Here is a 24,648-nt window from a genome sequence, read left to right as displayed (position 1 = left end):
TAAGGCATGACATCAGATTTAACATTTACAGCGATAGATTTTGAAACAGCAACAGGGCATCAAAATAGTGCCTGTGCAGTTGGTATCGTGACCGTTGAATCGGGTATCATTACCAATGAATTTTATTCCTTGATCCAGCCTCCACGTAATGAGTATATGTGGCAGACGACACGTGTCCATGGTATCAAACCTCGAGATACGCAACATGCACCAACATTTAAGGAATTGTTTCCATCCATCAAAGCTTTATTGGCAAATAAATTAATGATTGCGCACAATGAGCTGTTCGACCGCAATGTCCTGCGTAAGACGATGCTTTATTATGGGCTATCTTATGAAGAACTCCAATTGGCCGAAATGTGGGAGTGTACCTACAAGATCTATCGTAATAAAGGTTTTAAACCTGCCCGTCTAAACGCTTGCTGTGAAGTGTTGGGCATCACGCTCAATCATCATGAGGCATTATCCGATGCCAAAGCTTGTGCCGAACTTTATCTGCGCCACCCCCATGTGGCAACGCTGGTAGAGAAATTGGGGGAATAAAAAATTAACCAACGAAGAGATCTGCCTATTACTCGATTACTGAGTCATTGACCAGTCCTTGTCACATCAGTGCCCACCGTATTGCTGAGCTCTGTATTTAATCTTCTATAGTCAATTTTTAATCTTTAGGTTAAGAGATCATTAGCGTAATTGTGTGTTTTTTTTCTTATGCTTGCATATGACATTATATTGTCCTATTTTCTTTTATAAAGCTTTTGATCATTCGTTTTTATACTGTTAAACCAGCTATTTGCCACGTTGTCTCTTTTTTTGTCCCCCTTTTGTCCCCTTTGTAAAATTGGTACTCGATTACGTAAAAATTATATTTGCCTTCGAGTTTTTAGAAGTTTGATCATCTTCTAAGGAATTAAATATCTGTATTTTTTATTTTAAATTAATATGTTTTACATCTTTGTTTCTATTGCTGTTTTGATTCTTTTTGCTGGTTTTTATTTTTGGAAGAGATTCAACCTATCCCGACAATTTTTAGATCGTGCTTCATTGACATTGCAATATCGATTTTATCCTCTAGAAAGTGATAGCTCCCCATCGGGCAAATCAAAGAATGGTGCGCTTTTATTTTTAGTGAAAAGAATAAGTCTAGATACACGTCATATTGTGATCAAAGAAGTAAAGCTGGATCATGCTGTTATCCATGTGAGTTTAGATCAGTTGATCATGATTACATTTCCCGCAGAATCAAATCAAGCTTACGAAGCTTCAATTCGTTTTCGCATTCGAGGACAATCGCGCCCATCTGATTTGATGAACCAGCGTCATGCTACCGTCGTAGGTTATATCACTTCCGAGTCAGCAGGTCGTATTCCTTTTAGTATTCAGATTCCTGTTTCACAATTTATAGAGCAAAGTGAGCAGGTTAGAGGATAAATCGCGGTGGCCAACGATTCGCTCGGAATGTTTTAGCAGTTTACTGCATGGGTGATTAGCTTGTATTGTTTTATGTTATATTCCTAGTTAGGATAAGGCTTATTCACCATCTACCCAAGTTTTATTCTTCATGCCCTGATTCGTCAGGGCATTTTTTATGCTAGATTACTTCTATTTCCATTTGCTTTTAACTAGATCTTGCAGGAAATTATCTACCACGCTTATTTCTTTTAGAAACAATCGTCACATAGACAGGTCATCACCTATTAAGTTCTATTTTATGCATTTTGCGATCAATATCAACCCTAGATTGCAATCAGGTGTCATATTGAGGATCAAATTTGCGACATACGCTTGTTGCATATAAGCTTCTATTTATATAAGTTTGTATATCTTATAGATTTAAATATGAAATTATTTTCAATGCAAATTTTAGAGAAAGGATTATTTTTTTCCCTGGTTGCACTTTTTTTTATTAGCTGTAAAAAGAATAATCCACAGCCAGAGCCCGAACCAGAGCCCGTAGTACGTACGAGCGATCAAATGATTCGGGACAGTATCTACTACTACTATAAGCTATACTCGTTATGGGCAGATCAGTATATTCCCCAATATGATAATACTTTTGAATTTACAGATCAATATACGTCTGCCGATGCTATTTTGCTCGGACTGAAGAGTTTGACCCCTGCTTATCCCAATTATGCTAGTTATGGTGGTTTTCTCGATCGTTTTTCCTTTCTCGATGGGCTCAATAATTATCATACCGGAACACAGTCGCGATTGAGAATGGATAGAAATAGCGGCTATGGTTTGTATATTTCTATGGGTACTGGCCGACTCCAAAGTCGCCAGACCTGTTATTTATTTTGTTGAAGGGGGATCACCTGCAGATAAAGCGGGTTTAAAACGTTCAGATATGATTACCTCCATTAATGGAGATAATGACTTTGCTGTTGCAGTTACCTGTGATGCTTCAGGATGTAAACCCGTTGATCAAAACGCGCTTAACCAGATGAGAACTCGGGTATTAAATGCATTGGAGGGCGGTGGGCTTCAACTTGAATTGTTGCGTCAGGATCAATCCACCTACAGTCAAAAGCTCGCCTATACTTCTTATATTATTGATCCACTTTATCGCGACACTGTGTACCAATACTCAACTAAGAATGTCGGTTATCTTGCCCTATCTTCTTTTGAAGAAATAGAAAATAATAATGACAATCAGCAAAAAATTGATGCTGCATTTCAGGGTTTTGAAAACAAACATATTGAGGATCTGATTATCGATTTACGCTATAATACTGGCGGATATGTCGATGCAGCCGTATATGTGGCCAATAAAATCGGCGGATCGGTTGCAGCAGGCGAGCTGATGTTGACCTATATTTGCAATGCCTATATGGACAAAACACATAAGGGAACGAACGGCATGTTTAGCGATACCTATTATAGAAAGACAAGTAATCTGAACCTGCGTAAAGTTTATTTTTTAGTGAGTGAGACAACTGCCTCAGCAGCAGAAATGCTTATTAATGTACTGAAGCCTTATCTTGATGTCCAGATTATCGCTACAGGTACACATACCTACGGCAAACCAGTTGGTTTCTTTGAGCAAATTATTGAAAATAAGGTATCTTTTTGGCCAGCCTCTTTTCAGTTGAAAAATGCCGCTGGCTTTTCAGATTATTGGGACGGTCTTCTGGCAGACAGAACAGATGTCACCGATTATATCTTTTTAGAATCCGGAGATACGCAAGAAACCATGTTAGAGACTGCTTTGGAAGATGCTGTACCAGGCAGTAAAAAAAAGGCTAATGCTCGAAAATCGACCAATCAAATTGCACCTCGCATGTTGCAGGATCAGCAACAGATCAATCGAATCCCCGAAAGAGGGCTATTGAAGAGTCAATAAGAACGTATTCCTCTAGCAGATCCTTTGCCATCGTGATTTTCTGTACGCTGTTCACCATTAGAAATTGAGCGAGCAGTAGGCAAAGTCTGGGCTAGCCTCCAGAATAAAAGATCAAAAAAGCTAGGAGCTTTTGTCTTTGCTTTATTGTTGAGGGCAACACTTCTTTACTAGACAGCGCTACCAAAAATACGTTCGTGACACAGCTCAGCTGCAGCCTGATCCGGTAAGCATTTTAGAAAACCCACTTGTACTTTGCTTATTACTTTTTCGAGCGTTGTATTCATTTCGGCAAAAAGATCTTTGTTCCATCGGATTGCTGTACAGCTGGGCAATACCGCAATGAAACCCTTAATGCCTGGCATTAGGTCGAATTTATTTTCAGGAGCCTGCTGCAGTCGTACAAAAGCTTTTAATACAATACTTTCATTTTTATAACAGGGAGTCTTACCGCTCCAAGGTGTTCCGTAGATCAAGACACCATCCTCCTTGATCCGTATCGAAGGATTATCATCGTTGAGCAACGAGGTTTCCGGGATATGCGATAGCCAAAGGCGACTATGGGTACTTTTGCCTGTTCCGCTCTTCCCCAAGAAAACAATACCCTGCCCATTTAGATTAATAACCGACCCATGGATCATGATGACCTCATGCAATAGAGCAGCCTGACCAAATAGCATCATTAACATCCAGCAGATCACCGTACTTTGCTCGTACGCGCTACTTTGAGGAATATAAATAGTCGATTGTGCAAAATCGCGGTCGCTATAGAGATACCACATGCCATCCCCCTGTTCATTTACGATGGTGGTGATATAGCCTTTTTCCTGTTCATAAAAACAGAAGCGGTCGCCCCAGGAAATGGACAAGTCACTGCGAAGAACCCCCAGATCTGCGACCTCCGGAGCTTTATCTGTACTCAAATTAACTTGGATTGCGGCCTTATCTCCCTGCTTGTACCACTCAAAATCTCGGAATGTCGGCAAGAGCTTCTCCAGATCCAGATCCGTTGTATAATTGATCTGCAGGGTCAGATCTGCTATTTTATATTGTTTTTTTATAGTTTCAGTTGATGTTGTCAAAGTCATAGCGTGTTCTTTAGTCCAAGTATAGGCGTTGTTTGCATATATTGGCCAAGGTTAAGTCATGTGTTACAAAAAGGCATAATTTATTTTCCCCATAGTCCAGCAGCCTATGGATCAGCGTATCGGCTGTTTTACGATCTAATGCAGAGGTTACTTCATCAAATAACCAGATATCCCCGTCGTGCATGAGCGCACGTGCAATAGCAATGCGCTGTGCTTGTCCTTCCGATAGGCCCATTCCAGACTCGCCCACGACCGTATCGATCCCCTCAGGCAGTTCCATCACAAATTCGGCACAGGCCACCCACAATGCCTTTTGGATATCGATATGTTCAGCCTTTTGCACATGCAGCATCAGGTTTTCCCGAATAGTGCCACTAAAGAGGGAGTTGCCTTGTGGTATATAGGCAAAATTGATGCGGTGAGCAGCAGAGAGCGGTCGCGTACCCGCTCGATCTGTTAATAAGATCTGCCCCTTTTCCGCTTTGATCAGCGCTAGCAGCAAGCGGATCAGGGTGGTTTTTCCTTTTCCGCTAGGTCCTACGACAGCAACGGGTTCGCCAGCACGTAAAGATAGATTAAGGTGATCCAAGACCCATTTATCCTCATATCGAAAAGACAAATTCTGGATTTCTAGAGCAGCTATACCCCGCAGGCGTTGCTGATCCATCTGAGGTTCAATTTCCCCAGACTTCAGTTCCAATAGCCGATCTGCCGCAACCCGGAATCGCACGAAACCAGGGATAAAGGTGATGAGCGCTAAGATCGGTGTCTGGATCCGGGCGACCAATTGAAGAAAAGCAGTCATGGTACCAAAGGAGATCTGCCCACTCTGCAGTCGGTAGATTCCCCAGATAAAGGTCAGTAGATAGCCCGCATTGATGCTGACTTTCATGACACTCTGTGTATAAGTCGAAAAGTTGAGCTGTTTCATTTTAAGTCCAAAGAGGTCCCGTTGGCTGTCGGTCAGTTTTTTTCTTCTCTTTGGGAATATGCCCATTGCGCGGATCAGCAAGCGAAACCGCAGGTTTTCTTGCAGGATATTGGAAAAATTACTTTCTTCACCCTTAACTTCCTGACTGAGCTTGCGCATTTTCTGAAAATAGATTTTTGAAAAAAGGAAGAGCGGCGACAGTGCCAATATCATCAGCGCCAACATCGGATCCATGTACCACAGAAAAACCATCGATGCCAGCAGCTGTATAGCTGTGAGTATAAATGAAAGCAAAGTCTTCGCTATCATATTGGCCACTTCCTCACAGTCCGTTTGAATACGGACCTGTATATCACCAGTATGCCAGTTTTTGATGAGTCTCCATACCGATAGCATTTGTGCATCCAGCATATTGCGCTGCAGTTCGAACGTGAGCATCATTTTAATGCGTTCATTGAGCCAGCCCGTATAAGCACGTATACCAAGGCCAACACCTACAGTTGCCACAATCCCGATCAAGGTCCATCTGAGCGGAATATCTGTCGGAGAGATCGCCATATCCACCGCTTTTTTGGAGAGGTACACAAATAGCAGCGAGAGCGCAATAGCAAGCAACTCCAATACAAAATAGAGGAGGAGTTTAGATCGGTATCCCTTGCTGATGGACCAGGCCCAGCGGATATGATGTTTCAGGTTGTTATGCGTCATCAAAATAGCGGACTCTTGTGGTCTTTATTTCTCCAATAATCCCTGCTGTTCGAAATCCTGGATAAGGATCTGAGCATCTTTATGTGCTTGTTCGGCAGTCACATCATATTCTTCACAAAGAAGATCGACCACTGTCGCTTGAGAAAATGCGGTTCCCTGTAATTGTTCCCAAAGCCATGCTGCCGAATCATTAAGGGTATATACAGTAGAGAGGTCAACCATATCCTGACCTGGATCCACAATCATGTGATCCGGACCAATTGTTCTTAATACTAAATCTGCTCTTAATTTCATGCTGTAAGGTTTAAAAAATAATTACTATTAGGTTTAAAAAATAAGTATAATCAAAGTTAATCATTCATATTCAGTATAGAAAATCAGCTTAAAATCCTTCGTTTTAAGCTGGCAAATAGGCGTCTTACCATGCGCAAGTGATACCATATCATTCCTCTTAATCGAGGCCAGCGGCTGTTGATATTTCGCGTGGTATCACTGTTATTAGGGTAGTGTAAAGTCGCAATCGCCAAGATATGCGGAGCAGATACATATTCTTTCAAGACCAGATTGCCATCTCCAGCAAGAACAAATTTCCCATTTTTTTTTCCCACATATCGGTGAAAAACAAATTTCCCCTCATATTGAGCTAAAATAGGAGATCCCAATGGTAAAACAGTGCCAAGATGAGCTACCACGATGACTCGATCGCCATTTTTGATAAAAGGCATCATGCTGTTTCCCTTCACACGGATACAAACCTCCTTACCTTCCTTCAGTAGTCGCTGCACTTCTTCAAAGTAAAGATCATTATTGACCATCCGCGATTGTGTCTTGTTCATTGTGCTTAAGTTAAGGAAGTTGGGTCATGATTTGTAGGGCAAGTTGCAGTTCGACATCTTTTAAGAGCACTCTTTTCATACCATCTAACAGATAGATCGTCGGTGAGGCCTTCGTGTCGTAAAGTCGTTGACGCTGAATTGTGCTGTTGTTATCAAATCCGTTAATCCAATTTTTCGCCAGATGAGGTTGGTAATTGATCCACCTGTCACGATCACCCCAAGGTTCGATCGTGACAATCTGGATTTGCTTCTTCTCAAATAGATCCGTCACCTCAGGCGTATCTTGAAGTAAAGCGATTATTTGTTTACAGTGGGCACATTCCGTGTCGTAAAATATGAGCAATATATATTTGGCATTCACATCGGATAATTTCTGAATATGACCGTCATAACGTTCAAAGCTGAAATCCTCCGCGACTTTCCCCATTTTATTACGCTGTACCAATTTATAAATAGGACGATAAGCCTCTTTTTCCAGATCCGTCAATTGATCTGACTTGATCAGGTATCGGAGCACCGATTCATAGCGTACATCATTGCGCATAGGGGAGTTTCCATCGTACAAATAATGTTCATATAATTTGATATAATAATCGAAACTAGTTTTATTTACTTTTGCCCTATCCAGCATGTTGGCAATAGCATGATCAGCAGTTGAGTCCGAAGTGCCGTTCAATGCGTTGAGAAAATCCGCCAATTTCTGTTCACCCATGCTTGGATCTTTTATTTTTGCCGTATCCTGCATATCCACCTGGTCCCAATAATGGAGTGCTTCAAGATCTGCGGCAGTATATACCGATGCGGTGGTATCGGTTGTAGCCATATCTTGTTTAGTCGATTTGTTGCGCTGGTTGCACGATATCAATAACCAAGTTGTCGCGCCAAAGAATAACCAAAGTTTAAAAGGTGAACATTTCATTATAATTGAGATTATGACAACAAACTTAAATAAATTGAACTTGATATACAATATCATTGAGGTGAAGTTAAAAATAATTGTTGCATGTAAATTTTTCAGCAGGACATACCGCTACTCATTGATTTAATTTGAAGCATCGTCAAAGAAAGCCAGGGAGGTCCATCCACATGCTTCAATTCAATAATTAGTTTGATGAGAACTTTTCATCACAGCTTTTGTTTTATAAATAATAGCTATCTTTGAGATAGCTAAAAAAGGAGCTTAATTAATTTATTTTTGTTTTAAATATGATTACAATACCTGCTAAAGAAATGCGTATTGGCATCACTTTCAGTGCATTTGATCTGCTTCATGCCGGTCATATTAAGATGCTCGAAGATGCTAAGCGTCAGTGTGATTATTTAATCTGCGGATTGCAGACTGATCCTACATTGGATAGACCAGAGAAAAACAAACCAACACAAACTGTTGTGGAGCGCTATATTCAACTCAAAGGCTGTAAATATGTTGATCAGATCGTGCCTTATGCCACTGAACAAGATCTACAAGATGTCTTGCGCTCCTTTAAGATCGATGTCCGTATCGTTGGTGACGAATACCGCGAACGTGACTTTACCGGACGTCAATACTGTGAAGAATCAGGTATCGAGCTCTATTTTAATAGCCGCGATCATCGTTTCTCCAGTTCCGGATTACGTCGTATCGTCGCCGAACATGAAGTTGAAAAAGGATAGAAAGTAACGGAGTGACCAAGTTAAAAAGTAACGGAGTGACCAAGTTAGTTATTAAATTAAAAGAATAGAAGACGTTTACATGAAAATAGGAATTACATTTGGTGTATTTGATTTATTGCATGCTGGCCACATTATGATGCTGGAAGAGGCGCGTCGCAATTGCGATTATCTGATCGTTGGGCTCAATACCGATCCTTCAGAAGTGTCACCAGAAAAATCAACACCGACACAGACAGTCGTTGAACGTTATATCCAATTGGAGGGATGTCGTTATGTGGATGAAATTGTTCCATACGAGACCGAACAGGATTTAATTGATATCATCAAAGCATTGCCCATTCAAGTACGTATCATTGGAGAAGAATATCGTGATATGGATTTTACTGGAAAGAAATATTGCGTTGAAGAGGGTATTGAGATTTACTATAATAAACGTACACATCGTTTTTCAAGCACAGGCTTGCGCAAAGAAGTTGCAGCAAAAGAAGCAAAGAAAGTTAGTCAGTAAGTAACCGAGTGACGGAGTGATGAAGTAACCAAGTGATCAAGTGATCAAGTAACGAAGTGACCAAGTAACGGATTTACACGGGTATTAAGTAAAAAAAAAGATTTATAAAAAACAGAATGAGCAATATCGTACATGTGATTTTATCGGGTGGAGTGGGGAGCCGTTTATGGCCTTTATCTCGGAAAAGCTACCCCAAACAATATCTTTCCCTATTTAAAGAGGGATCGTTGTTTGAGATGACTGTCAACCGTAATCAGGGACTCTGCAATCAGGTGATTGTTGTGGGCAATAAAGATAACAATCAATTAAGTCGTGAGGTGATGGAAAGCAACGGTGTGGAGTATATCGATATTGTGGAGTCTACGCCTAGAAATACGGCAGCGGCGATTGCATTTGCTGCGTTTGCGGCCCAACCCGACGATATCTTGGTCGTGACACCCTCGGATCACGTTATCGTAGGTGACCAAGGCTATACAGCAGCAATCCAAGAAGGTATTGAAAAAGCCAATCAAGGCTATATTGTCACCTTTGGTATTCAAGCGACCAAACCGGAGACGGGTTATGGGTATATCGAATACAAAGGAGACCAAGTATTATCGTTTCGTGAAAAACCAAATAAAGAAACAGCTGAAGATTTTATCGAGAGAGGTAACTTTTTATGGAACTCCGGTATGTTCTGCTTTCGTGCAGATACGCTTTTGCATGAGCTGCAGCAATTTGAACCTCGTGTCTACGCGACGGCATTAGCCGCATGGCAACATCAAAAAGATGGTATTCTCGACGAAGCACTATCAAAAGAGATTCCTTCCATCAGTATTGATTATGCTGTGATGGAACGCTCTAAAAAGATCCGTGTTGTAGCGACAGACTTTACCTGGTCAGATCTCGGTTCATTTGAGTCGATGTATGACTACTTGAAGGAAACTGGACATCCTACCGACGAAAATGGTAACATGGTGATCGGAACAGATGTCTATAGTGCATTTGTCGGTCTCCGAAATACCATTTTTGTCTATACAAAAGATGCCTTTTTGGTATTACAGAAAGAAAGTTCACAAGACGTCAAAAAGATATACAATACCCTCGAGCGGCATCAGTCCAAACTGATCGATTAATAGCATACCGCGTTGTTATTTGCTGCTTACTAACAGATCAATACTAAAAAATAAGCGCTGCACATGCAGCATAATATATCAAAAGAAAAGGAATTGGAACTTGAGTAGACCTAAGATCCAATTCCTTTTCTTTTTTAAGCGCTTTGCTCTTCGCCATGCCTACGCATTAATTCACTAATGTTCAACTGGGTATGTCATCTTTTCTTATTACTTTTTCTGCTTTAATAGAGCCAGTTGCAGCAAATCCCTATCGCTGAAATGATCACGATTTTCAGTAGGGCATCTGGCATATCTTCATATTTTAAATAAAAATAAACACTGGATTAAAAAAATTTCGAGGGATAATCCTACATTTGCACATGCATTACAAAATACACCATGCGACTATCTTATTGCTAGTGGTATTTATTTCCTTGTGCTCATGTATGAAGAAAGATTTATATCAGGGTGAAACCAGGCCTTCAAAAGATCATGAAGTTAACCCCGTTGGTTACCTTTACCCATTTGGCAAAGAGGCCCAAGGGATAGAAGCCGAGATCAGCCTGAATTTAGCACCAGATGCACAGATAGGAGCAGATTTAATCGCCTCCATACCCGCATTAAAGTACAACAAGAGTTTACTATTCTTGTTAACACAGGATGACTGTAAGCAATCTGCCTTTAGCATGACTTGGGCTGCTATCCATGGAAAACCGATCGATATCTCCGATCCCAAAAGAAAATACTATTATGATATCGAAAATCTGGAGGCCGATGATTTACCACCCAATGCCTATACATTAGGCAAAACATTGGGAAACACAGATGGTTTTGGAAATGAAGTCCGGTTTCATTTTACAACGACACTGGCTCCAGAATGGGATTTTATGAATGAGCCTACTTCTGTAAGGCCGGGTTTTACACAGAATTATTACCGTTTCTATATGAAATCCGGTCTGCGCTGGAACAATGTTCGCGAGCTGTTAAATACAGGCAATGCCATTGCCATTCATGATGTCAAGACATTGGCTGTAAATGATGTCGATTCTTTAGTAAAACACTTTGGTATTGCACAGCAGATCACGCAACAAGCCCTAGCAGGGCGGAGAGTGAAATTTCTTGCAGAACCCAATGGCAATAAGACATATCTAGCTGCTGCGATGCAGTTTCCAGATATTCAGACCATGACCGCACAGTCAGGAGCATCCATATTGATCCCCTATCAGGTAGCTCCCGATCTTAACAAAACAACCCTAGCACGTGTTTTTATCAACGATCCTGCACAAGCAAAAGATCTTGTTCTTCGTGCACAATCGATGGCGCCAAAAGATCGTCCTGCTGTGCATCTGGGCGTACATGAGACCGATCGCGAATGGGCCGAATTTCTCTTGTGGTTAAACAATACGTATGGCAAAGATGGTCAAGATAACATCTGGTTCCCCTCACAAGAAGAGTATTATGAATATCATTATTACAGACAACATTGTGCTATAAATGTGAGCAGGCAGGGAGATGAGGTAAAAATAAAGGTGAAATTTCCGAACCAACCGTATTTTTATTATACAGCCTTGACATTAAATATCCCAGGTTTAAAAATGAAGATGATCAAATCCGTGACTTCCAATGCTTCCGTAACTGGATTATCCTATGGCGATTTTGGTGATGGTATCAGCATTAATTTGGATGCGCGGCAGCATCTCTTTACGCACGCCGACCATTATGTCAAAAAGTACCTCTCCAAAAAATCGAAAAGTAGTCTTGCTGATGCGTACTATCATATTGGTGCTTTGAAAAATAATGAGCAGAAACAAGAATTGCTAAAAATGTTGCCCTAAATAAAAACGCCAAAGTGCAGATCTCGATTGCAGGGCACTGGGTTTAAACTTGAGTATCCCGAGTCTAGGTGTTTATTTAGGCAATCATCCTTGGCCAAAAATAAGGCTTGAGCAAGCTATGCACGATGGACTTTATAGCACCTCATGTTTTCTTCAATAGCACTAAATTCATTTCATATGTATCATGTGATTCCACAGTTAGGAGTGGTGCTGACGAGTGATGGAGCATCATCATTTTATGAATTGAAGTCAAGCCATTTATGTAGCCGATTGATTGTAGTTGTAGCGCTACAACTTTTGTAAAATATTATACTAATCCTTCTATTTTTTATCGTTGTGAATGAAATAAATTATAACTTTGTCATAAACAGTTTTAATATTATAATCAATTACTTACTTAAGACATAAAGAGCGGGTTTATTATTTATCCAAACTGTTTATATTAATCTATTATGTTATGTATAAAGGAAAAAGATTTCATCTCTTTTTAGTTAGTTTGGTTACTGTTTCGGTTATGGCGTCAAGTTGTTCTAAAGTAAAGGACTTGTATACTGAAACTGATACTTCACCATCCACGTTATTTCCAGATGGGGGCAATGTTCCCTCAGGCTTCACCTGGAATTCGGCGAAGTCTATGGATATCCGTGTAGCTATCGATGACAAGTTCGATGGTCAGTATTTTTATCGCGTAGAAATTTTCGATAACGATCCCTTACTTGGAACAGGAGCAAATTTATTGGCTGCAGGACAAGCGAAAAAAGGGCAAGATTTTGTCGGTCAGCTCATGTTGCCAACAATGGCCAAGTATCTTTATCTAAGAGAAACGTCGCCTTTAGGTATTGCTTCTGTTACGATGATCGCAGTTGATGCCGCTAAAAGCAGTATCAATGTAACACCTGGCTCGACAACTTCAAGTCTAAATTCCAATAAAGCGAGTGTAGCTCGATCTGCAGTTCGTACAACGATTTCAAATACGAATTCCTCTTCAGTAAGTACTTTTGCCGGACCTGCTGTTGTCGTTCCCAATGATGCTATTGAAATCAGCGGAAACGGAACAATATCGGTTGCTGACAATAAATCGTACGTGATCAAATCTGGAGTCACCTTTACCGGTAAAATTGACGCCAACAATGGCACAAGCAATGTAAAGATCTATGTGCAAGGTAAATGGAAAAATTCAAGCTTTGAATTCAATTTAGGTAGTAACAATGGTCTTTATATTACGGATGGAGGATCGCTCGAATTGATCAATGTGACGCAAAATACCAATGGCGGTTTTGTCAATTATGGTTCCGCAAATCTATCGAAGATGGAGACCAAAAACAATACGTCCTACGTAAACTACGGTACTTTAGATGCTGATAAAGCAGATATTACCAACGGTAGCTTTACCAACTATGGTGTAGCCACTATTCAAAACTTAAGTAGTACGACCAATGGCACAGTGATTCGCAATGAAGGTACACTTACTGTCAAAAATGCGACCTTAACAAATGCGACATTAGAAGCTGTTTGTCATACCACGATTCAGTCGTTGACAACAAATGGTGCGACGATTTCGATCTCGTCAGGAGCGTTGTTAAGCTTGGATAAATTGGATGCAGGAGGTACTAAATTTAATTTAGCTTCTTCTTCTATCTTAGCCGTTACTACATTGGCCAAATTCAATAGCCAGGCGAGTACGATGCAAGGACCAGCGTCTGGACAGGCATTAGCCCGTTTGAAGAAAGTAGATGTCAATAACCAGTATATGGCTATTACCTATTCAGGTAATTTAGAAATTGCTTGTTCGGATCATACTCCAAATGGAGAGTGGAATACATTTTATGTCTTGAACAGTCCAGCGAAGTTAGTTCCTTATAACAAGTCTACCGTTGTGATTGCAGGTACATCTTGTAATGCGGGAGGGAATAATGCGCCAGGAGGTAATCCAAACGACCAAACAGTGACCGAAGTCAACTTAGGTACATATTCGTACGCTTTTGAGGACAACTGGCCATCATTTGGAGATTATGATATGAATGATTTTGTTATGGATGTTACCATTACCAAAACTCAGAATTCAGCTAATAAAGTGACTAAAGTAAAACTGACAAGCAAATTACGCTCTGTGGGAGCGACAAGACGTCTTGCTGCGGCGATTCAATTGGATGGTGTTTTGGCCAATAATGTGAAATCTGTTACTTATTCTAAAGAAGATTTAATTGGGACCAACTTACCACTAGCTTCCAATAAAGTTGAGTCCGGCCAAAAATATGCCGTATTGCCAATTTGTGATGATGCACACAAAGCATTCGGAATTTCTGATACTAAATTTATTTCTACGCAAAATGGAGGATTTCAACCCATAGACGTTGTGATAACGGTAGAGTTCAATACGCCAATAGATGCATTTACGCAATTGAACCTGAATTCATTTATCATTACAAATGGATATAAAACAAATAGCAGAAATGAAGTACATATGGTCAATTATAAGGCCACCGATAAAATGAATACTACACTTGTTAGTTACCAAACGGACAAGGTTCATCAACTCGCTGTAGGTGACCCATTCAAATCCACGGATGGATATCCTTGGGCATTATGTGTTCCTGGATCCTTTAAATATCCAAGCGAAGGAAAAAATATTGTCGGTGTTTATTCAACATTTAAGCCCTGGGCATTAAGTGGTGGTACACAAAATACAGACTGGTATCTAAATAAATGATAGCTTTTACCGCCTAGTTTAACACTCGTAACTGATGTACTTCTGCTTCTACAGGAGTACATCAGTTATTTTAACAATAAAAAAAATAGAGATACATCATATCGTATTTCTTTAACAATTCACTTTTCGTATAAGCCCTAAATGAAGAAAAAAATACTCGTAATTGATGATAAGCCAGCCATAGGGCAACTGATCACCTTATATTTAAATGCGGATTATGATTTTCATTATTTTGCAAGTGCGATGGATGCTTATAATTGGCTTAAGGAGGGTAATAGAGTTGATTTGATCCTTTCTGATTACACCATGCCCGGAATGAATGGATACGAATTGTTGGTGATGATCAAGCAAAATGAATTTTTGAAGGATATTCCTGTAATCATACTTTCAGGCGAAGATAATACCAATACAAGGATCAGCCTACTCGAAGCAGGGGCTGAGGATTTTATTTTAAAACCATTTAATCCGCTTGAACTAAAATTACGCATAAAAAAAGCCTTAAAATAATGCCGAAATATAGTGATTATATTTATTATGGCCGTAGTCGAGAAAATTTCGAACACTTTCAATCTCAATTGCAAGAAACTTTTGGGGTAGAATTGAAGTATTTCGATGATTTCGAGACCTTGTATAAATATTTTCAAGAAAATATAGGTCATTTTCTATCGGTTATCTTTTATGAGCAAAGTCCGAGCTTAATGACGGATTTAAGACAATTGACCAAATTGAATTCTTATGATAGAGAAAAGCTGCTATTTTTGGTCGGAAAAGGATTTTCTTTGCTCGAAAAGAAATCATATTTCGAAGCAGGAGTGACCAATAGCATCAACTCCAATGCAAACAAAAATGTGTTCGAATCGATAAAAAAGTATATCCGTTTATACCTAGAAGCGAGATCACAGACCGAACAATTTAAGACACCAGCATCTTTATTTCCTAAACTTCGTATTCCGATAGGCAAGCGAGTGTTTGATATCGTCGTTTCATCATTATTAATTCTGATGTTATCACCTTTGTTGATCACCGCTTATTTGGCTATTATTATCGAAAGCAAAGGACCAGCGGTATATCGTTCCAAAAGGATAGGAGCTGGATATTATATGTTTGATTTCTATAAATTTAGGTCCATGTATGCGGACGCTGACAAACGGCTCAAAGAGTATATGATGCATAACCAATATGCCAAACAAGAAACAGTGGAGACCAGCAATGCTCAATCCTTTGCCAATGCCGATATTCCCCAGTTTACGATGGATGAGCTACGGGATGTATTGATCGATGACGACATCGTGGTCAAAGGTACAGATATGACTAGTAAGCAAAAGAAAGCAGCTTTCTTTAAACTCGAGAAAGATCCACGAGTCACCAAGGTGGGCCGTATCCTGAGAAAATATAGTATTGATGAGTTACCGCAATTGTTCAATACCCTGTTTGGTGATATGTCTATCGTCGGAAATCGACCACTTCCATTATATGAAGCCGAAATGTTGACTACCGATGACAGTGTCGAGCGTTTTATGGCGCCCGCAGGGATTACCGGATTGTGGCAAGTAGAGAAAAGAGGCGACAATGGAAGCATGTCCGATCATGAACGTATTAAGCTCGATATTGATTATGCCAAAAACTATTCCGTATGGATGGATATTAAGATATTGTTTAAAACGTTTTCTGCTTTTATACAAAAAGCAGATGTATAGCTATATACAAAAAAAGTATTCAACTTGACTATTATTATTTAACCTTAAATTTTCCACCGCGATCGCTCATATAAAACTTATTTGTGTGTGAAATGTGCTATATTTATGTAATTGCAAGACATACTTTGATTAAGATGAGAATTACGAGTTGATGAAAAATTATCGAATGAACACATATATCTATTTTAACACTTTCCTAAATAGTTATTTAGGAATAAAAAAAATGATCACATTATTTTTCTTTATCGCATTTTTCAGCCATGCGAGTTATGCGCAAAGTGTGATTAAAACGGCACAGGAGATCGATTATGCGCAACTTGTATTGCCACCTCTGGAAGATCTATTTGAAAATGCCAAGAAAAGTCCGAGTGTAGAAATGTTTGAATCCAAAATGATGGAGCAAGACAATCTTCTCAAATCAGAGAAAAGAAGCTGGTTAAAATATTTTAAAGTTGGGGGAACATGGCAATATGGTAATATCGGTGTAAACTCCATGTTTACTGATCAGTATACGCCATTATTTTATCAATATTCGGGTGCGACACAGAATTCATTTTTTGTTAATGCCGTAGTCGCAGTGCCTATAGATGATATATTTGATCGTTCTAATCGCGTTAAAAGACAAAAAATGCAGCGTAAATCTACTGAACTGGAAATGGAAAAGTGGTTAGATGAACAAAAAATGCGCATTATTGATTCTTATGTGAAAGTTCTGAATGCCGTATCGTTATTAAAGAAAAAAACTGAAAATCTGACGCTGACCGAAGCGCAGTTGAAAATCGTCGAATCCGATTTTGCCAATGGACACGCAGCGATCTCAGATCTCAATGCGGCAAAGAAAATGGAAGTTGAAGCTTTTGAAGCCTTTAAGTTGACCGAAAGTACCATTATGTCCGAACTATTACATTTAGAGATCTTAAGTAGAACAAAAATTATAAGTAAATAACAATGGGTATTATAATTTATATTATTAAATCTTTATACAGATTTAAATGGTGGTTAATCTTATTACCCATTTTAGTGACGTGTATCGTGATCTATTCGACTAGAAAGATGAATCGATATTATGAGTCGGACATGACCATTTATACCGGTATCATCTCTACCAATGGCAATGATCTTTCTCAAGATGGTAAACAAGATTGGAATGTCCTTAAAAATTCGTTGTTGAATGTAATCAATACGATTGGTTCTAAAGAAACGATGCGCGTCGTATCGTTAAAGCTTTTTGCTAGAACGATGATAAATGGAGATTTGACTAAAGATAATACCTTTATTTCCAGTGAGCATTATCGTGAATTACTTAATATTACACCCGAAGCTGTCCGCAAACTTATTGATAAAACCTCAGAAGAACGTACGGTAGAAAATCTTAAGAAGTACGAAAAAATCGATGCCAAGAACTTTGTGTACGGATTATTTAATTGGAACCATCCCTATTTTAGTTATGGAGCGTTAAGTAAAATTGATGTTAAGCAAGTTGAAAACAGTGACATTCTACACGTTACCTATGAAAATAACGATCCTGGTATTACCTTCCAGACTCTCAGTATATTGAGTGAGGTCTTTGCCGATGAGTATCGAAATCTTCAGTTTGGCAATACCAATAACGTGATTAAATATTTTGAGTCTGAGCTTGCCCGTATTGGAAAAGATTTATTCCTGAAAGAAGATTCCCTGACCAAATTCAATGTCGATAATCGTATTATCCATTATGACAAACAAACCGAGGCGGTGACCATTCTAGACAAAGATTATGAAATCAGAAAACAGGATGCTTTGTCAGCACGAAATAAAGCGCAGGCAAGTATAGTTCAATTAGAATCAGGAATTGATGCCAATATTAAAAGTATTAAAAATAATGCGCAATTTTTATCAAAACTTAGGGATATATCTGATTTGAATTATTCTATTTCTCAAATTGAATCTTATAAGCCAGACTCGTTGGGAGTGGTCAAAAATGCTTCTTCAGCATCCACTTTAAATGATCTACGTTCATCACTAAAAAGTAAGGAAAAAAACTTTCGCGATTTTATCGAGGATTATTCGGCACAAAAATTCACCAAAAATGGCTACCCAAATGCCAATTACGTCACACAATGGGTGGATGAATTGCTAAAATTACAGCAAGCACAAGCTGATATCTTGGTTGTCAATGATTTTAAAACAGAACTGGATAAAATGTATTCTCATTTTTCTCCAATAGGATCGTTGCTCAAAAGACAAGAACGCGGTATCAATTTTACAGAGCAAAGTTATTTATCTGTTTTAGGAGGTCTCAATGCAGCACGTTTACGACTCAAGAGCATTGAGATGAGTTCCGCAACACTTAAGGTCATCAATCCTGCGACCTATCCATTAAATTCCAAACCAACAAAACGTAAGATGCTGGTAGCAGGTTCATATTTCGGTACTTTGGTGTTTTTGTTGGGCTGTTTATTACTGCTGGAATTGTTGGATAGAACCTTGCGCGACAAGACGAGGACAGATCGTATCACCAAGGGGCAAGTTGTTGGTGCATTTCCTAAGAAAAAAAGTGGACGTTATCAAGATCAGATTATTAAAATTGCTTCGCAAGCGCTCGCCAATCAGTTATTTGTCTACCATAGGCTAGATAACGACAGCAATTTTATTAATATATTAAAGTTTGATTCCACAGTAGCAACCCGAGAGGTGATGCACCATGTATTGGAGGAATGGAAAAGTATTGGACTTCGTGTCGACATCTTGCAAGAGGGAGAAGATTTTAATGCCCGATCAAGAGCTTTTCTGATCGAGTATGCACTATTAGAGCAGATGAAACAAGCGGGCAATGATTATACGTTAGTAGGGCACACCAACCTCTTCAATGTCCCTATACCCACTTCGTATCTTACGCAAGCTACCGTCAATGTCGTGATGCTTAGTGCAGAGTCGACTTGGAAAGAAGAAGATGAGGAGCTATTTCAGGATCTTGTAGAAAGAAGCGGGGATGTACCTGTAGTCATTTGTCTTGTCAATGCAGATCGGTTTGCCATTGAGACCTTTACAGGACTACTGCCACCGTATAGTTTCTTGAGAAAATTAGAGTACAAATTTTCGCAACTTGGTATTACGGCTTCTAAAGCGTAAGGGGTTAGATATGTTTGACAAGGAGGTATTAAAAGGTATTTTTTTTGAAAAGCTAGTATTGAAGATCATTGCTCTCGCGAGCTGTCTTCTACTCGCTTTTTCTAGCGGTCTCTGGTGGGCTCTTGCCTCTTGTAGGTTTTGCACTGATACCGTTTATTTTTTGTTTTCTAATCGTTTGTGTCAAAAAGCCGTTTATTAGTTTTCTTTTTCTATTTACCGTATGTTTTTTCATCATGGGGGTATTGCGCTACGTGCGTATTCCTATGCCACCAAGTCTTGTGGTAGATTTAGCGATTTTATTCAATTTCATTGTTTTAGCACTCCATCACCTTTATCAAAATTATAACGCAAAATTCAAATTACCGGCATTCTTCTTTATTTCTTTATGTTGGACTGCCTATTGTTTTGTAGAGGTATTCAACCCCATTGGTACCTTTGGTAATTGGTTAGGGACGATACGTGCTACCGGTATCTATATCATTCTTTTTCAGTTCTTAGTTTATTACATCTTTAAGGATGCTAAGAAGTTAAAGATGTTTCTTGTTTTTTGGGCTATATTAACCTTACTTGCTGCGCTCAAAGCCGTAGGGCAAAAGTATATCGGTATGGACGTCAATGAAAAAATATGGCTTTATACACTTGGAGCCCATACGCATGTGATCTACAGCGGGATTCGTTATTTTTCTTTTTTTACCGATGCAGCAAACTTTGGTTGCCATATGGGCATGGCGATGGTTGTTTTCTCGATTTTATTTTTGTATGAAACGAATAAGGGTATTCGATATTTTTACCTTATTGTTGCTATTTTTGCCCTTTACGGTATGATGATATCCGGGACCCGATCGGCCATGGCCATACCTGTTGCTGGCTATGCTTTTTATATTATATTGCTCAAACAGTGGCGTTTGATTGTGGTTGGATCAATTTTATTCATAGCCGTTTTCGGTTTTCTATCTTTAACAAGCATTGGTAATAGCAATGCAGATATCAGACGTATGCGTACAGCGTTCCAATTCAAACAAGATGCCTCTTTCAATTTGCGTAAGGAAAACCAGCAACGGATGAAATCATTTATGGGAAACTATCCCATTGGTTTAGGACTTGGATCGGCCAAAAATGCAGGCGAAGGTGACCTCTTGCATGGTCTGCCCACCGATACCTCCTTTGTTTTTATTTGGGTCGAATCTGGAGTGATCGGTCTTGTGCTTTATATCTTTATTTGGATCTGTTGTCTGGTATCGTGCTTTTACTTTGTTTGGTTCAAATTAAAGGATCCCATGATTCGAGGTATTTGTAGTGCCTGTGGAGCTGGTATTGCGGGTATGATGGTGGCGGGTTACGGCAATGAAGTCTTGCACCAATTTCCAACCGGAGAAACAATTTATATATTGATGGCCATCGCCATGTTGTGCCCTTATTTAGATAAAAATAAACAAAATGAAGTCCAAGTCACATAAAGTTTCTTTTATAACCGTTAATTATAATGGGATTGTGCATACCGATCATCTGTTGCAAACCATTTTTGAGAAGGACTTTATTTTTGACTTTGAAGTCATCGTCATGGACAATGGATCTCAAGACAATGAGTTTGCGGTACTGCAAGCAAGATACCCACGCATCAAAGGAGCCTATCTGATAGAAAATTTGGGTTTTGCAGGTGGCAATAATCGTGCTATAGAGCAGGCCAGCGGTGACTATTTATATTTTATCAACAACGATACATTACTGCCCGAAGATGCCGGAAGTCAGATCGAATCCATGATCAACTTCTGTTCAGCCCACCCTCAAGTTGGAGGTCTTTCACCAAAGATCATGTACGCAGTACCCGAAAATTTAATTCAATTTGCCGGTAGCAGCCCATTAAGCGCTATCACATTAAGAAATCAGCAGCTGGGTTATCGAGAGCTGGATCAAGGTCAATATGATCAAATCCGTCAGATTCCTTATTTCCATGGCGCAGCCATGTTTGTTCCCAAAATTGTGATCGATCAGGTCGGTGTCCTGCCCGAATGTTATTTTTTGTATTACGAAGAATTGGATTGGTCCTGTACGATAACCAAGCACTTTGAACTGTATTATTTTCCCCAAGCCTTTATTTATCATCTCGAGAGTGCGTCCACGGGTATCGAGAGTCCATTTAAAATATTTTATCTCACGCGCAATAGAATCATTTTTGCCTATCGGCAGCGCCGGCAGGTCGTGAGACTACTCGCTTTATGTTATTTAACTTTTATCGCTTTTCCTAGTAATATCTGTATATATTTGTTCAAATGTAAATTACAGCACTGTTGGGCAATGGTACGTGGACTAAGCTCAGCGTATCGTTGGATCTTAGGCTTAAACCGTGATATATGAACATGATGCTTGCGCTTTTTTGGTATATTGATTTTTTGTTTTTCATCATTTTTAGTTTATGGGTACTATATGTTTTCGTATTTGCATACGCATCGCGTATACCCAACAGGCATATTTACCCCGGTACGGACAAAAAATTGCGCTTTGCGATCTTATTTCCTGCCTATAAAGAAGATCGTGTGATCATAGAAAGCGTACTTCACTTCAAAAAGCAGCACTATCCAGATGACCGTTATCAGATTGTGGTGATTTCAGATCAGATGAAGCCTACTACGGACCACATGCTAGGGCAACTGGGAGTCTTTATCGTCCATCCGCAAGGACTAAAACGCTCCAAAGCTTCCGCTCTTCATGCGGCGATGGACCGACTGGATCCCCAACATTTTGACGCCGTAGTCGTGATGGATGCAGACAATATTGTTTATCCTGATTTTCTCGATCAGCTCAATAATGCTTTTGTCGCTGGAGCTAAAGCGGTACAGACACATCGTACGGCTAAGAATAAGGGAACGAACGCAGCTGTTTTGGATGGTGTCAGTGAAGAAATCAACAATTCTATTTTTCGATTAGGGCATACGCGTCTGGGCTTACCAGCAGCATTGATCGGTTCGGGTATGGCATTTGATTTTACTTGGTTCAACGATCGTATTCGCCACATCGAATCCATGGGAGAAGATAAGTTTTTAGAATATTACTTACTCTTGGATCGGATCGATACTGCCTATTTAGAAAGTGTGATGGTACTTGATGAGAAAATTCAAAACAGTAATGACTTTTCGCAGCAGCGCAGACGTTGGATTGCGTCCCAAGTTGATATCTTCAAAGTTGCTTCAGCGCAATTTAGAAATGCGATCCAGACGCATAACTGGGCTTTGGTAGATAAGATTTTCCAATGGTCTATGCCCCCTCGCATCATGATGCTCGGACTCCTTCCGTTGATCTTTATCGGATCGCTTTTTATTGTTGCAGTCTCTTCTTTAAAATGGTTTTTTTTAATTATCTTGTACATGGCAGGATTAGCTTTAGCAATACCGGCACGACTGTATTCCAAATCCTTACTCATAGCCGTGTTCAGCATACCACGTATGTTTTTCGCGATGTTGAGTAGTATTATGCATTTCCGCTCTGGCAGATCGACATTTATCCATACCAAGCATGGCGATTCAGTGGACCATGACCATAAAGACCTATAGTTGTATCCATTAAGTAATAAAAAGAATACCCTTATTATTATGGCCTTAAAAGATAAAATCAAAGAATCACCACGTCTTAAAAAAATCGTTCACAGTCTGCTTATGCATCCCGTCAGAACACGTCCTCGATGGTATATTCGTTTATTCCAGTTTTTATACGTGCGCAGGGGTAGGGGCTCCGTTATCTACTGTAGCGTGAGGCGAGATCTCGTTCCGTTTCGCAAATGCGAAATAGGAGCATACTCCGTGGTCGAATCTTTTTCTTTACTCAACAATGCGGTTGGCGATCTCTTGATTGGTAGCCATTCGCGCATTGGTGTAGGCAACACCATTATTGGTCCCGTCACCATTGGTGATCACGTGCATATCGGGCAGCATGTGTTGATCTCCGGTTTAAATCACAGCTACGAGCAGGTTGATCTGAAAATATCAGATCAAGGCGTCACCGTCAATCAAATATGTATAGACAGCAATGTCTGGATCGGGGCAAATGTCGTCATCCTTCCCGGTGTCCATATTGGAGAGCATAGCGTGGTCGGCGCTGGATCAGTCGTGACAAGAGATGTTGCTCCCTTTACCGTAGTCGTAGGGAATCCAGCCAGGTGTGTTAAAAAATGGGATCCCGTACAGCATAAATGGATTAAAAATGGATAAGAGCCGTCCTGCAATCAGTGTGATCATGCCCGTCTATAATACAGAGGCTTATGTTGATCTGGCCATCCAGAGTGTCATGGCACAAACATTTCCAGATTTTGAATTGCTGCTCATCAATGACGGATCCACAGACAATAGCTTACCTATTTTGCAAGATTGGTCTCGCAATGATACCCGTGTCAAGATCTTTTCACAAGAAAACCAAGGATTATCTGCCGCACGCAATACAGGTATGATGCACGCATCCGGCAGCTATATCTATTTTATGGATAGCGATGATCTGATCATACCTACTACATTAAGTTCATGCTACGCCATTTGTGAAAAACAAGAATTAGATTTCGTGTTTTTTGATGCCGATGTTTTTGACAGTGATCTCGAAAATCCAGCGTTACTCAGTAACTTTAATTATCAACGCAAGCACTTTACACCCCACAGGGTTATGTCTGGAAAGGCAGCCTTTGATCATCTGCTTCACAATGGAGAGTTTTTTTCATCCGTATGTCTGTTATTTATACAACGCGATTTTTTAAATCAGATTAATCTAACCTTTCAAAAGGGTATCGTTCACGAAGATCAATTATTCACATCGTTGTTGTTTCTCAAAGCCAATCAAGTGGTCTATATTCCCACAGCATTTTTTTTACGTCGTGTTCGTATGGATTCCATCATGACGGCTCCATATGCCATGAAGAATATGCAAAGTTATTGGGTTGTCGGACATCAGTTATTGCAATATGCTAAAAAAAATAAAGCGATTCAACCTCTTGTGGATCTTTATGTGAGGGGCATGATTGACGCTGCCGTGTGGAAGGCCTACCTTATGCCTTTAAAAGATAGGCTTCGTATTTTTATAGTTTGTTTACGAGACTGGAGACCTTACGTCAAGTGGAAGACCTTTATGGTTTTATTGTTTAAGAAATATAAATAGG

Annotated in this window: 23 protein-coding genes; 18 read left to right on the top strand and 5 right to left on the bottom strand. The window is 39.7% G+C overall.

What is annotated here, in order from left to right:
• The first annotated feature begins 6 nt into the window (after positions 1–6).
• The 4 genes from AC06G9_RS21255 to AC06G9_RS21240 all read left to right on the top strand — a co-directional run bounded on the left by AC06G9_RS21255 (position 7) and on the right by AC06G9_RS21240 (position 3,346).
• Positions 7–543: a 3'-5' exonuclease gene (locus AC06G9_RS21255; protein WP_045754045.1), complete on the top strand. Its 537-nt coding sequence runs from the start codon at positions 7–9 to the stop codon at positions 541–543.
• A gap of 399 nt (positions 544–942) precedes the next feature.
• Entirely contained in the window at positions 943–1,431 is a 489-nt protein-coding gene (locus AC06G9_RS21250) for a hypothetical protein (protein WP_293926544.1), read from the top strand.
• Positions 1,432–1,839: 408 nt separating this feature from the next.
• Positions 1,840–2,307 carry a hypothetical protein gene (locus tag AC06G9_RS21245; protein WP_480957164.1) on the top strand — a complete coding sequence of 156 codons (468 nt, stop codon included), beginning with the start codon at positions 1,840–1,842 and terminating at the stop codon, positions 2,305–2,307.
• Entirely contained in the window at positions 2,240–3,346 is a 1,107-nt protein-coding gene (locus tag AC06G9_RS21240) for a S41 family peptidase (RefSeq protein WP_480957163.1), read from the top strand. The genes AC06G9_RS21245 and AC06G9_RS21240 overlap by 68 nt, the downstream gene beginning before the upstream one ends.
• Positions 3,347–3,513: 167 nt before the next feature.
• On the opposite strand, the gene AC06G9_RS21235 is transcribed toward AC06G9_RS21240, so the two are convergent.
• The 5 genes from AC06G9_RS21235 to AC06G9_RS21215 form a co-directional block, all read right to left on the bottom strand.
• Entirely contained in the window at positions 3,514–4,431 is a 918-nt protein-coding gene (locus AC06G9_RS21235; protein ID WP_480957162.1) for a hypothetical protein, read from the bottom strand.
• Between the two features lie 10 nt (positions 4,432–4,441).
• The gene (locus AC06G9_RS21230) at positions 4,442–6,070 is read right to left on the bottom strand and encodes an ABC transporter ATP-binding protein (RefSeq protein ID WP_480958201.1); all 1,629 of its coding nucleotides are present in this window, start codon (positions 6,068–6,070) and stop codon (positions 4,442–4,444) included.
• A 24-nt stretch (positions 6,071–6,094) separates the two neighbouring features.
• Positions 6,095–6,364, bottom strand: coding sequence for a PqqD family protein (locus AC06G9_RS21225; protein ID WP_248755213.1), 270 nt, complete (start codon positions 6,362–6,364; stop codon positions 6,095–6,097).
• Positions 6,365–6,447: 83 nt separating this feature from the next.
• Positions 6,448–6,906 carry a S24/S26 family peptidase gene (locus AC06G9_RS21220; protein ID WP_248755214.1) on the bottom strand — a complete coding sequence of 153 codons (459 nt, stop codon included), beginning with the start codon at positions 6,904–6,906 and terminating at the stop codon, positions 6,448–6,450.
• Between the two features lie 10 nt (positions 6,907–6,916).
• Complete coding sequence (locus tag AC06G9_RS21215; RefSeq protein ID WP_480957161.1) at positions 6,917–7,825, bottom strand: DUF5106 domain-containing protein; 909 nt, start codon at positions 7,823–7,825, stop codon at positions 6,917–6,919.
• Positions 7,826–8,112: 287 nt separating this feature from the next.
• Here AC06G9_RS21215 and AC06G9_RS21210 point away from each other — a divergent pair, with 287 nt between their 5' ends.
• The 14 genes from AC06G9_RS21210 to AC06G9_RS21145 all read left to right on the top strand — a co-directional run bounded on the left by AC06G9_RS21210 (position 8,113) and on the right by AC06G9_RS21145 (position 24,647).
• Complete coding sequence (locus AC06G9_RS21210) at positions 8,113–8,559, top strand: adenylyltransferase/cytidyltransferase family protein (protein ID WP_021188618.1); 447 nt, start codon at positions 8,113–8,115, stop codon at positions 8,557–8,559.
• A 79-nt stretch (positions 8,560–8,638) separates the two neighbouring features.
• A complete protein-coding gene (locus AC06G9_RS21205; RefSeq protein ID WP_094772745.1) occupies positions 8,639–9,067 on the top strand; it encodes an adenylyltransferase/cytidyltransferase family protein in 429 nt (142 codons plus the stop codon).
• A 116-nt stretch (positions 9,068–9,183) separates the two neighbouring features.
• Complete coding sequence (locus AC06G9_RS21200; RefSeq protein WP_480957160.1) at positions 9,184–10,182, top strand: mannose-1-phosphate guanylyltransferase; 999 nt, start codon at positions 9,184–9,186, stop codon at positions 10,180–10,182.
• A gap of 425 nt (positions 10,183–10,607) precedes the next feature.
• Entirely contained in the window at positions 10,608–11,996 is a 1,389-nt protein-coding gene (locus AC06G9_RS21195) for a hypothetical protein (RefSeq protein WP_480957159.1), read from the top strand.
• A gap of 457 nt (positions 11,997–12,453) precedes the next feature.
• Positions 12,454–14,706, top strand: a complete 2,253-nt coding sequence (locus AC06G9_RS21190) for an LruC domain-containing protein (RefSeq protein WP_480957158.1) — start codon at positions 12,454–12,456, stop codon at positions 14,704–14,706.
• A gap of 141 nt (positions 14,707–14,847) precedes the next feature.
• Entirely contained in the window at positions 14,848–15,213 is a 366-nt protein-coding gene (locus tag AC06G9_RS21185; protein WP_293926514.1) for a response regulator, read from the top strand.
• Positions 15,213–16,403, top strand: coding sequence for a sugar transferase (locus AC06G9_RS21180; RefSeq protein ID WP_293926511.1), 1,191 nt, complete (start codon positions 15,213–15,215; stop codon positions 16,401–16,403). Before AC06G9_RS21185 ends, AC06G9_RS21180 begins: the two co-directional genes overlap by 1 nt.
• Before the next feature lie 223 nt (positions 16,404–16,626).
• Entirely contained in the window at positions 16,627–17,349 is a 723-nt protein-coding gene (locus tag AC06G9_RS21175; protein WP_293926509.1) for a TolC family protein, read from the top strand.
• 2 nt (positions 17,350–17,351) lie between these two features.
• Positions 17,352–19,514: a GumC domain-containing protein gene (locus tag AC06G9_RS21170; RefSeq protein ID WP_293926506.1), complete on the top strand. Its 2,163-nt coding sequence runs from the start codon at positions 17,352–17,354 to the stop codon at positions 19,512–19,514.
• A 233-nt stretch (positions 19,515–19,747) separates the two neighbouring features.
• Positions 19,748–20,971 (top strand): O-antigen ligase family protein, encoded by a 1,224-nt coding sequence (locus AC06G9_RS21165; RefSeq protein WP_480957157.1) that lies wholly within the window; start codon positions 19,748–19,750, stop codon positions 20,969–20,971.
• Positions 20,952–21,869, top strand: a complete 918-nt coding sequence (locus AC06G9_RS21160) for a glycosyltransferase family 2 protein (protein WP_293926501.1) — start codon at positions 20,952–20,954, stop codon at positions 21,867–21,869. The genes AC06G9_RS21165 and AC06G9_RS21160 overlap by 20 nt, the downstream gene beginning before the upstream one ends.
• Positions 21,866–23,062, top strand: a complete 1,197-nt coding sequence (locus tag AC06G9_RS21155; protein WP_434439122.1) for a glycosyltransferase family 2 protein — start codon at positions 21,866–21,868, stop codon at positions 23,060–23,062. The genes AC06G9_RS21160 and AC06G9_RS21155 overlap by 4 nt, the downstream gene beginning before the upstream one ends.
• Before the next feature lie 39 nt (positions 23,063–23,101).
• Complete coding sequence (locus AC06G9_RS21150) at positions 23,102–23,716, top strand: acyltransferase (protein ID WP_480957156.1); 615 nt, start codon at positions 23,102–23,104, stop codon at positions 23,714–23,716.
• Positions 23,709–24,647: a glycosyltransferase family 2 protein gene (locus tag AC06G9_RS21145; protein WP_434439119.1), complete on the top strand. Its 939-nt coding sequence runs from the start codon at positions 23,709–23,711 to the stop codon at positions 24,645–24,647. The genes AC06G9_RS21150 and AC06G9_RS21145 overlap by 8 nt, the downstream gene beginning before the upstream one ends.
• Position 24,648 lies beyond the last annotated feature (1 nt).

The organism is Sphingobacterium sp. MAE, from assembly GCF_056711605.1.
The sequence above is the reverse complement of the archived record's forward strand: the minus strand, read 5'-3'. Positions and strand labels throughout refer to the sequence as shown.

Excerpts from the sequence above, each read along its gene's own strand:
- AC06G9_RS21255 (WP_045754045.1), top strand. The coding sequence starts at position 7 with ATGACATCAGATTTAACATTTACAGCGATAGATTTTGAAACAGCAACA.
- AC06G9_RS21250 (WP_293926544.1), top strand. The coding sequence starts at position 943 with ATGTTTTACATCTTTGTTTCTATTGCTGTTTTGATTCTTTTTGCTGGT.
- AC06G9_RS21245 (WP_480957164.1), top strand. The coding sequence starts at position 1,840 with ATGAAATTATTTTCAATGCAAATTTTAGAGAAAGGATTATTTTTTTCC.
- AC06G9_RS21240 (WP_480957163.1), top strand. The coding sequence starts at position 2,240 with ATGGTTTGTATATTTCTATGGGTACTGGCCGACTCCAAAGTCGCCAGA.
- AC06G9_RS21235 (WP_480957162.1), bottom strand. The coding sequence starts at position 4,431 with ATGACTTTGACAACATCAACTGAAACTATAAAAAAACAATATAAAATA.
- AC06G9_RS21230 (WP_480958201.1), bottom strand. The coding sequence starts at position 6,070 with ATGACGCATAACAACCTGAAACATCATATCCGCTGGGCCTGGTCCATC.
- AC06G9_RS21225 (WP_248755213.1), bottom strand. The coding sequence starts at position 6,364 with ATGAAATTAAGAGCAGATTTAGTATTAAGAACAATTGGTCCGGATCAC.
- AC06G9_RS21220 (WP_248755214.1), bottom strand. The coding sequence starts at position 6,906 with ATGAACAAGACACAATCGCGGATGGTCAATAATGATCTTTACTTTGAA.
- AC06G9_RS21215 (WP_480957161.1), bottom strand. The coding sequence starts at position 7,825 with ATGAAATGTTCACCTTTTAAACTTTGGTTATTCTTTGGCGCGACAACT.
- AC06G9_RS21210 (WP_021188618.1), top strand. The coding sequence starts at position 8,113 with ATGATTACAATACCTGCTAAAGAAATGCGTATTGGCATCACTTTCAGT.
- AC06G9_RS21205 (WP_094772745.1), top strand. The coding sequence starts at position 8,639 with ATGAAAATAGGAATTACATTTGGTGTATTTGATTTATTGCATGCTGGC.
- AC06G9_RS21200 (WP_480957160.1), top strand. The coding sequence starts at position 9,184 with ATGAGCAATATCGTACATGTGATTTTATCGGGTGGAGTGGGGAGCCGT.
- AC06G9_RS21195 (WP_480957159.1), top strand. The coding sequence starts at position 10,608 with ATGAAGAAAGATTTATATCAGGGTGAAACCAGGCCTTCAAAAGATCAT.
- AC06G9_RS21190 (WP_480957158.1), top strand. The coding sequence starts at position 12,454 with ATGTATAAAGGAAAAAGATTTCATCTCTTTTTAGTTAGTTTGGTTACT.
- AC06G9_RS21185 (WP_293926514.1), top strand. The coding sequence starts at position 14,848 with ATGAAGAAAAAAATACTCGTAATTGATGATAAGCCAGCCATAGGGCAA.
- AC06G9_RS21180 (WP_293926511.1), top strand. The coding sequence starts at position 15,213 with ATGCCGAAATATAGTGATTATATTTATTATGGCCGTAGTCGAGAAAAT.
- AC06G9_RS21175 (WP_293926509.1), top strand. The coding sequence starts at position 16,627 with ATGATCACATTATTTTTCTTTATCGCATTTTTCAGCCATGCGAGTTAT.
- AC06G9_RS21170 (WP_293926506.1), top strand. The coding sequence starts at position 17,352 with ATGGGTATTATAATTTATATTATTAAATCTTTATACAGATTTAAATGG.
- AC06G9_RS21165 (WP_480957157.1), top strand. The coding sequence starts at position 19,748 with ATGGGGGTATTGCGCTACGTGCGTATTCCTATGCCACCAAGTCTTGTG.
- AC06G9_RS21160 (WP_293926501.1), top strand. The coding sequence starts at position 20,952 with ATGAAGTCCAAGTCACATAAAGTTTCTTTTATAACCGTTAATTATAAT.
- AC06G9_RS21155 (WP_434439122.1), top strand. The coding sequence starts at position 21,866 with ATGAACATGATGCTTGCGCTTTTTTGGTATATTGATTTTTTGTTTTTC.
- AC06G9_RS21150 (WP_480957156.1), top strand. The coding sequence starts at position 23,102 with ATGGCCTTAAAAGATAAAATCAAAGAATCACCACGTCTTAAAAAAATC.
- AC06G9_RS21145 (WP_434439119.1), top strand. The coding sequence starts at position 23,709 with ATGGATAAGAGCCGTCCTGCAATCAGTGTGATCATGCCCGTCTATAAT.